Below are 6371 nucleotides of genomic sequence, written 5' to 3'. Positions count from 1 at the left end.
CCCGTCGACGATCAGCGATCCGCAACGCCGCGCCGCGTGGCGGCGATCAGCGCGGCGTTGACCCGGCGGCCGGCATCGTCATCCGCATAGATATAATACAGGATGCGCAGCGAGCGGCGTGCCCGATCGATCAGGTCGAGCACCGCATCCAGCCGGCGCGGGCCCGTATCGAGCAGGGTCAGCCGGTTGCCCTCCACGGTGAACACCGGCTGGGGCGTGGAATCGGGTGGTGAACCGGCATCGTCGGACATATCCCGGGCGTAACGAGGTGGCGGCCCCCTGCGTTGCATTGCGCGCAATCTTTGACTTTTGCCGGCGATGGGCCTAAGCGCTGCGCTTTCATCCCATCGTTGTTCAAGAAGGACACGGCATGGCGCGCGTCACCGTCGAGGATTGCGTCGACAAGATTCCCAACCGGTTCGATCTGGTCCTGTTCGCCGCGCAGCGTGCGCGGCAGATTTCGGGCGGAGCGGACCTTACGCTCGATCGCGATCGCGACAAGAACCCGGTGGTCGCGCTGCGCGAGATCGCCGAAGAGACGGTGCGGCCTTCGCATCTGGAAGAATCGGTCATCAGCGGCCTGCAGCGCGTGCAGATGGACGATGACGATGAGGTCGATGCGGTCGGCAACCTCCAGGCCTCGGCCGAGGCGCTGCGCCTGACCGCGGCCGCGCCGCCGCGCAACCAGAATCTGGGCGCCGATTACGAGGGCTGATCGGCTTTCGTGATGGCAACCCGAAGAGGGCCGGGGCAGCGATGCCCTGGCCCTTTTTGCTTGTCGTTGTGATGAAAGGGCGAAGGCGAGCTTCACGCGCTTGAAGCATCGTGCGTGAAACCCGACGCAGCATCCGTTCGGCCTGAGCGAAGTCGAAGGCCAGGTGGCTCGCATGCCCTTCGACTTCGCTCAGGGCGAACGGCGGTATCGAGGCAGCGCCATACGCTCTCGATACCTCGTCTCGATACGCGGCTTTGCCGCTTCTCGACGACTGTTCGAGACGAACGGGGAGGGGTTGGATCGATCCGATGGCATCCAGCTCAAGATCATGAGAAGGGCTGGGCTTCGCCGAACGCCAAAAAGCCGCGCATCCCGGGCGGGATCGCGGCTTGTCGGTGCCGTCAGGCAGCCATGCGGGCGGACGGGCCGCCCGGTTCGGCTTACTTGATCTTGGCTTCCTTGAACTCGACATGCTTGCGCACGACGGGATCATACTTGTTGAAGCTCAGCTTCTCGGTCTTGGTGCGCGGGTTCTTCTTGGTGACGTAGAAGAAGCCGGTGTCGGCCGAGCTGACGAGCTTGATCTTGACGGTGGTCGGCTTTGCCATGACCTGAATCCTGTAAGCTTGAAAATGCGAAAGCGGCAGCACGCGCCGCCGCTCCTATCAGCCGCGGCGCATGGCGCATGCCGTCGCGTGAGTCAAGCTTTGGCGCATCTTAAACGCCCCTTTACGGGGTGTGTGACATAACTCACAGCAGAACAGGACGAGAGAGGACAGGGGATGCCGGGCGAGTCGCAGGAAAATGTTCGTATCGCGCTTGCGGCGCGAATCGCGGCGTTGGACGTCCGGGCGCCCTATGCGACAGTCGCGGACATGGCAGCGGAAGTGGATGCCATCCGCCGCATCGCCCATCGCCACGGCATGGCGCCCGCCGTCACGGTCGCGCATTTCCTGGACCACGCGCTGGCGCGCGGGGAGCGCGGGCCGTTGCTGCACGGCTGGCTGGCGATGCTGGACGAGGCGGTGGCGAGCGGGCGCGACGATCTGGATGCCGCGCATGCCTTTGCCGCGGCCTGTTCGGTGCGGTTGGCCGCCTGATGCGTCGCTGATGGATGCGCTGATGGCGGCGCTGGTCGCCGCGCTGGTGGTGCAGGCCGGGGACCGGCCCGCCTGGCTGGCGGCGATCCTGGCGGATCGCTACCGCGCGCCCGGTACGGTGATGCTCTCCGCGCTGATTGCGTTGGCGGCGGCAAGCGGGATCACGGTGGCGGCCGGGCTGGCGATCGCGGGGATGCTGACGCCGGCGGCGCGCGACCTGTTGCTGGCCATGGCGTTGCTGTTGCAGGGCGGGGGCGCGCTATTCGCGCACAAGCCGCCGGAGCGACTGGCGAACTGGCGACTGGGCGGGTTCGCGACCAGTCTGCTCGGACTGTTCATCCTGTGCTTCGGCGACGGGCTGCAGTTCGTGGTCGGCGCGATCGCGATCCGGTCGACGATGCCCTGGATGGCGGTGGCGGGTGCGACGCTGGGCGGGATCGTGGTGCTGGGTGCAGCGGCGGTGATGGGCGAGCGCGACTGGTGCCGTCTGCCGCGGGGCCGCATCCGGCAGGGCGGGGCGGTCATATGCCTGATGCTGGGCGTGATATTCGGGCTGTCCGGATTGCGGTTGATCTAGCGAGTCGATCAAACAGCGTGGGTTTTGCACGTGGACGGATCGGAGCCATTCGGCCATCGGATCGTTCACGCAACAAATTCCAACCATCATCCGGGAGCTTTCCGATGGCCGATACCAATCCGGCGCTCGAAACGCCGAGCAGCCTGAACCGCAACGACACCGCCAGCGTCGCCGACGCGCTGAACGGTGCGCTGGCAGATTGCTATGCGCTGTATCTGAAGACCAAGAATTTCCATTGGCACGTCTCGGGGCCGCACTTCCGCGACTATCACCTGTTGCTGGACGATCAGGCCGCGCAGATCCTGAGCGTGACCGATGCGATCGCGGAGCGGGTGCGCAAGACCGGCAACGTCACGCTGCGCTCGATCGGCGACATCGCGCGTCGCCAGACGATCGCCGACAATGATCGCGATTTCGTGGGTGCCGGCGACATGCTGGCCGAGTTGCGCGACGACAATCTGAAGCTGGTCGATCGCTTCCGCACGGTTAAGGACGCCGCCGAAGAGGCGAAGGACAACGCGACCAGCGGCATCGTCGATGAATGGACCGACCAGGCCGAAGAGCGTGCCTGGTTCCTGTTCGAAGCCAGCCGCAACGGGTGAGGCTTTCGAGGCGGACCCGATGTCGGGAACGCAACGACCTCCTGACCGGTTGTGGAGACATAACGGTCAGGAGGAACCACCATGCTGAAACTTGCCATTACCTTTCTGATCCTCGGATTGATCCTGGGTGCGCTCGGTTTCGGCGGGATCGGTGGCGCGTTCGTCGGCATCGCCAAGGTGCTGTTCTTCATCGCGCTCGCCTTGTTCGTGATCTTCCTGGTGCTGGGGCTGGTCGCCGGTAAATCGGTGAAGAACGCGATCGACTGACGAGCGGCGCGGCGATGCAGGCCTTTGCGGCGCTTCTCGATTCACTGATCTACACGCGGTCGCGCAATGCCAAGCTGAGGCTGATCGCCGATTATCTGCGCGCCACGCCCGACCCGGACCGGGGCTGGGCGATGGCGGCGCTGACCGGCGACCTGGATCTGCCGGCGGTAAAGCCGGCGCTGATCCGCGCACTGATCGAGGCGCGGGTCGATCCCGTGCTGTTCCGGATGAGCCGCGATTATGTCGGCGATACCGCGGAGACGGTGTCGTTGCTGTGGCCCGAACCCGACCGGCCGGTGGAGAATGCGCCGCTGTCGGTGGCGGATGTGGTCGACCGGCTGATGCATCTGTCGCGATCGGACGCACCGGCGGCCTTGGCCGGGATGCTCGACCGGCTGGATGCGGAGGAACGCTTTGCGCTCCTCAAAATGGCGACGGGGTCGCTCAGGATCGGCGTGTCGGCGCGGCTGGCCAAGACGGCGCTGGCCGAGGCGTTCGGGCTGGATGTGGATGCGGTGGAGGAGGTGTGGCACGGGCTGGTGCCGCCATACCCCACGTTGTTCGCCTGGGCGGAGGGTACGGGCGCGCAGCCGACCCCGGCGGACGTGCCGGTGTTCCGGCCCTTCATGCTGGCGCATCCGCTGGAGGATCTACGGGTCGACCTGGCCGACTATGCCGCGGAATGGAAGTGGGACGGCATTCGCGTCCAGATCGTCCATGTCGCGGGCGCGACGCGGTTGTACAGCCGGACGGGCGATGATGTGACGGGCAGCTTTCCGGATGTCGCGGCCGCCTTCACCGGGATCGGCGCGGTGGACGGCGAATTGCTGGTCAAGGGCGAGCATCAGGGCGGCACGCTGGAGGAAGGTGGCGGTGCGGCCAGCTTCAACGCGCTGCAACAGCGGCTGGGGCGCAAGACCGTGTCGGGCAGGATGCTGGAGGACTATCCGGCGTTCGTGCGGCTGTACGACATCCTGTTCGACGGGGACGAGGATCTGCGGCCGCTGCCCTGGACGGAGCGGCGCAAGCGGCTGGAGGCGTTCGCCGCGCCGCTGGACCCCGAGCGGTTCGATTTGAGCCAGGTGATCGAGGCGCCGGACTTCACCGCGCTGGAGGCGATGCGCGCCACCGCGCGCGATGCGGCGATCGAGGGCATGATGCTGAAGCGGCGCGACTCGCCCTATGTGACGGGGCGGCGCACCGGGCTGTGGTATAAATGGAAGCGCGATCCGCTGACCGCGGACTGCGTGATGATGTATGCACAGCGCGGCAGCGGGCGGCGGTCGAGCTATTATAGCGACTATACCTTCGGCTGCTGGACCGAGGAGGGCGAGTTGCTGCCGGTCGGCAAGGCCTATTCGGGGATCACCGACGAGGAACTGCGCGAACTGGACCGGTTCGTACGCGGGGCGACGGTGCAGCGCTTCGGCCCGGTGCGCGAGGTGGAGAAGACGCTGGTGCTGGAGATCGCGTTCGATTCGATCCACGAATCGAAGCGGCACAAATCGGGGATCGCGATGCGCTTTCCCCGGATCGCGCGCATCCGCCTCGACAAGCCCGCCGCGGAAGCGGACCGGATCGAGACGCTGCGGCGGATGGTGACCTGACCCGTCAGCCGAACAGCCAGAGACCCATGATGCGGGCGGGCGCGAAGGCGAAGGCGCCGGCGCCGATCAGACCGCCGAGATAAAGCGCGACCATGGTGGTGCGGTGCGTGGCGATCCGGCCGGACCGCGCAGTGGCGACGGCACGCCACAGGCCGATGACCGTCAGCGGCACGAACAGGTGGATCGCACTGAACTGCCCGTGATTCAGGTGGCGGATGCCGAGCGCAGACAGGGCCGCGACGAGCATCAGCGCGACCCAGAGCTTGCCGAGCATCCGGTGGCGGGGGCCACCCTTGCGCGCGAGCAGCAGGTAGAGGCCGAGGGGCAGGGCGGGGAGCACGGTGGTGAGGTGGAGGGCCACTGCGACCTCGCGGATCGCCGGCGCGGCGGGGGCGAGGCCAAGGGCGGCGCGGCCGAGTGCCACCGCCGCCATCGCGCTGAGGGTGCCGCCGGCGACCAGCACGGCCAGGCGCATTGCGGGCGAGAGGTCGCGGGCGTTGCGCCGGGGCGGGGATGCGAGGGGCAGGGTGAGGCTGGTCATCGACGATATCCTTGCTGGCGGTGCCGGGCCATCCTGTCTTGAGGCCACCCGTTCGCCAGCGCGGATGCGTGGACCGGCCGCCTGCTACGTGAGCCGCGCGGCTTTGCCATTTCGCGAAGCGTGAACGGGCGGTAGGACTCGCCCTCGTCATGCCGCCGGTCCGCCGCCTCGTTGTCGATCTGTCGATCATGCTCGCCATCGGGCTGCTGCTGGCGCTGCTGGGGCCGTTCGGGACGTTCGGCGCGAGCTTCGCGTTTCGGCTGGTGTACTGGATGGCGCTGATGATCGCGGGCTATGCGATCTATCATCCGGCGATGCTGGTGGCGAGCCGGGTGGCGGTGCGGCTGGCCTTGCCGGAGGCGGCGATGTGGGCGGCGGCTTGTGCGGTGGCGAGCGTGCCGATGACGGCGGTGGTGTGGGTGGTCGGGCGGATCGGCTATACCAGGCGCTGGCCGACGCTGGAGCAGGCGCTGGCGCTGTATGTGAACGTGGCGGTGATCGGGGCGATCGGCACGGCTATGTTGTGGATCGCGCGGCGGCGTCGTGAACCTGCGGCGATCGTGGAGGACGCTGAGGTGGCAGCGCCGGTTGGGCCAGCATTGCTCGATCGATTGCCGCCGGGGTTCGGGCCGGTGCTGCATGCGCTGGAGATGGAGGACCATTATGTCCGGGCGCACGGCGCCTATGGCTCGGCGCTGATCCTGATGCGGATGCGCGACGCGGTGGCGGAGACGGCGCCGCTTGTGGGCGCGCAGGTGCATCGGAGCTGGTGGGTCGCGCGGGGCGCGGTGGAAGGCGTGCGGCGCGAGGGGCGGAATTATCGGCTAGTGTTGCCGGGCGGTGTGGAGGCGCCGGTGGCGCGGGGGGCGGTTTCCGCGCTGGCGGCGGAGGGATGGATTTAGGCTGGATAGAGCCCCCCCCTGCAAGCTGGGGGTAGAGGCTGTCCGCGACGCCCCGAACGC

General features: G+C 67.4%; 10 protein-coding genes. 7 read left to right on the top strand and 3 right to left on the bottom strand.

The features are described 5' to 3' along the window. Positions 1-11: 11 nt before the first annotated feature. On the bottom strand, positions 12-251 hold the full coding sequence (locus Q0U08_RS16575; protein WP_298092709.1) for a hypothetical protein: 240 nt from the start codon (positions 249-251) through the stop codon (positions 12-14). A gap of 119 nt (positions 252-370) precedes the next feature. On the opposite strand from Q0U08_RS16575, the gene rpoZ reads away from it, so the two are divergent. After that, positions 371-715: a DNA-directed RNA polymerase subunit omega gene (gene rpoZ / locus Q0U08_RS16570; protein ID WP_298092707.1), complete on the top strand. Its 345-nt coding sequence runs from the start codon at positions 371-373 to the stop codon at positions 713-715. Between the two features lie 440 nt (positions 716-1155). Here the strand turns inward: rpoZ and rpmG are convergent, their stop codons facing one another. Further along, positions 1156-1323, bottom strand: a complete 168-nt coding sequence (gene rpmG, locus Q0U08_RS16565; protein WP_007407030.1) for a 50S ribosomal protein L33 — start codon at positions 1321-1323, stop codon at positions 1156-1158. A gap of 174 nt (positions 1324-1497) precedes the next feature. Between rpmG and Q0U08_RS16560 the strand changes: the two genes are divergently transcribed. From Q0U08_RS16560 to Q0U08_RS16540, 5 genes are all read left to right on the top strand, one after another. Next, positions 1498-1815, top strand: coding sequence for a hypothetical protein (locus tag Q0U08_RS16560; protein WP_298092705.1), 318 nt, complete (start codon positions 1498-1500; stop codon positions 1813-1815). A 22-nt stretch (positions 1816-1837) separates the two neighbouring features. Next, positions 1838-2392, top strand: coding sequence for a TMEM165/GDT1 family protein (locus Q0U08_RS16555; protein WP_298092704.1), 555 nt, complete (start codon positions 1838-1840; stop codon positions 2390-2392). Between the two features lie 104 nt (positions 2393-2496). Next, the gene (locus Q0U08_RS16550; protein ID WP_298092703.1) at positions 2497-2994 is read left to right on the top strand and encodes a DNA starvation/stationary phase protection protein; all 498 of its coding nucleotides are present in this window, start codon (positions 2497-2499) and stop codon (positions 2992-2994) included. An 81-nt stretch (positions 2995-3075) separates the two neighbouring features. Then, positions 3076-3261, top strand: a complete 186-nt coding sequence (locus Q0U08_RS16545; RefSeq protein ID WP_298092702.1) for a DUF1328 family protein — start codon at positions 3076-3078, stop codon at positions 3259-3261. Positions 3262-3275: 14 nt separating this feature from the next. Continuing rightward, positions 3276-4868 (top strand): cisplatin damage response ATP-dependent DNA ligase, encoded by a 1593-nt coding sequence (locus tag Q0U08_RS16540; protein ID WP_298092700.1) that lies wholly within the window; start codon positions 3276-3278, stop codon positions 4866-4868. Positions 4869-4872: 4 nt separating this feature from the next. Here Q0U08_RS16540 and Q0U08_RS16535 read toward each other — a convergent pair whose 3' ends face one another. Further along, complete coding sequence (locus Q0U08_RS16535; RefSeq protein WP_298092699.1) at positions 4873-5409, bottom strand: DUF2306 domain-containing protein; 537 nt, start codon at positions 5407-5409, stop codon at positions 4873-4875. Positions 5410-5558: 149 nt separating this feature from the next. On the opposite strand from Q0U08_RS16535, the gene Q0U08_RS16530 reads away from it, so the two are divergent. Beyond that, entirely contained in the window at positions 5559-6311 is a 753-nt protein-coding gene (locus tag Q0U08_RS16530; RefSeq protein WP_298092697.1) for a LytTR family DNA-binding domain-containing protein, read from the top strand. The last annotated feature ends 60 nt before the right edge of the window (positions 6312-6371 follow it).

It is taken from the genome of uncultured Sphingomonas sp., assembly GCF_946477935.1.
Taxonomy (GTDB): Bacteria; Pseudomonadota; Alphaproteobacteria; order Sphingomonadales; family Sphingomonadaceae; genus Sphingomonas.
Note: the sequence above shows the minus strand (reverse complement) of the source record. Positions and strands in the feature narration are given on the sequence as shown.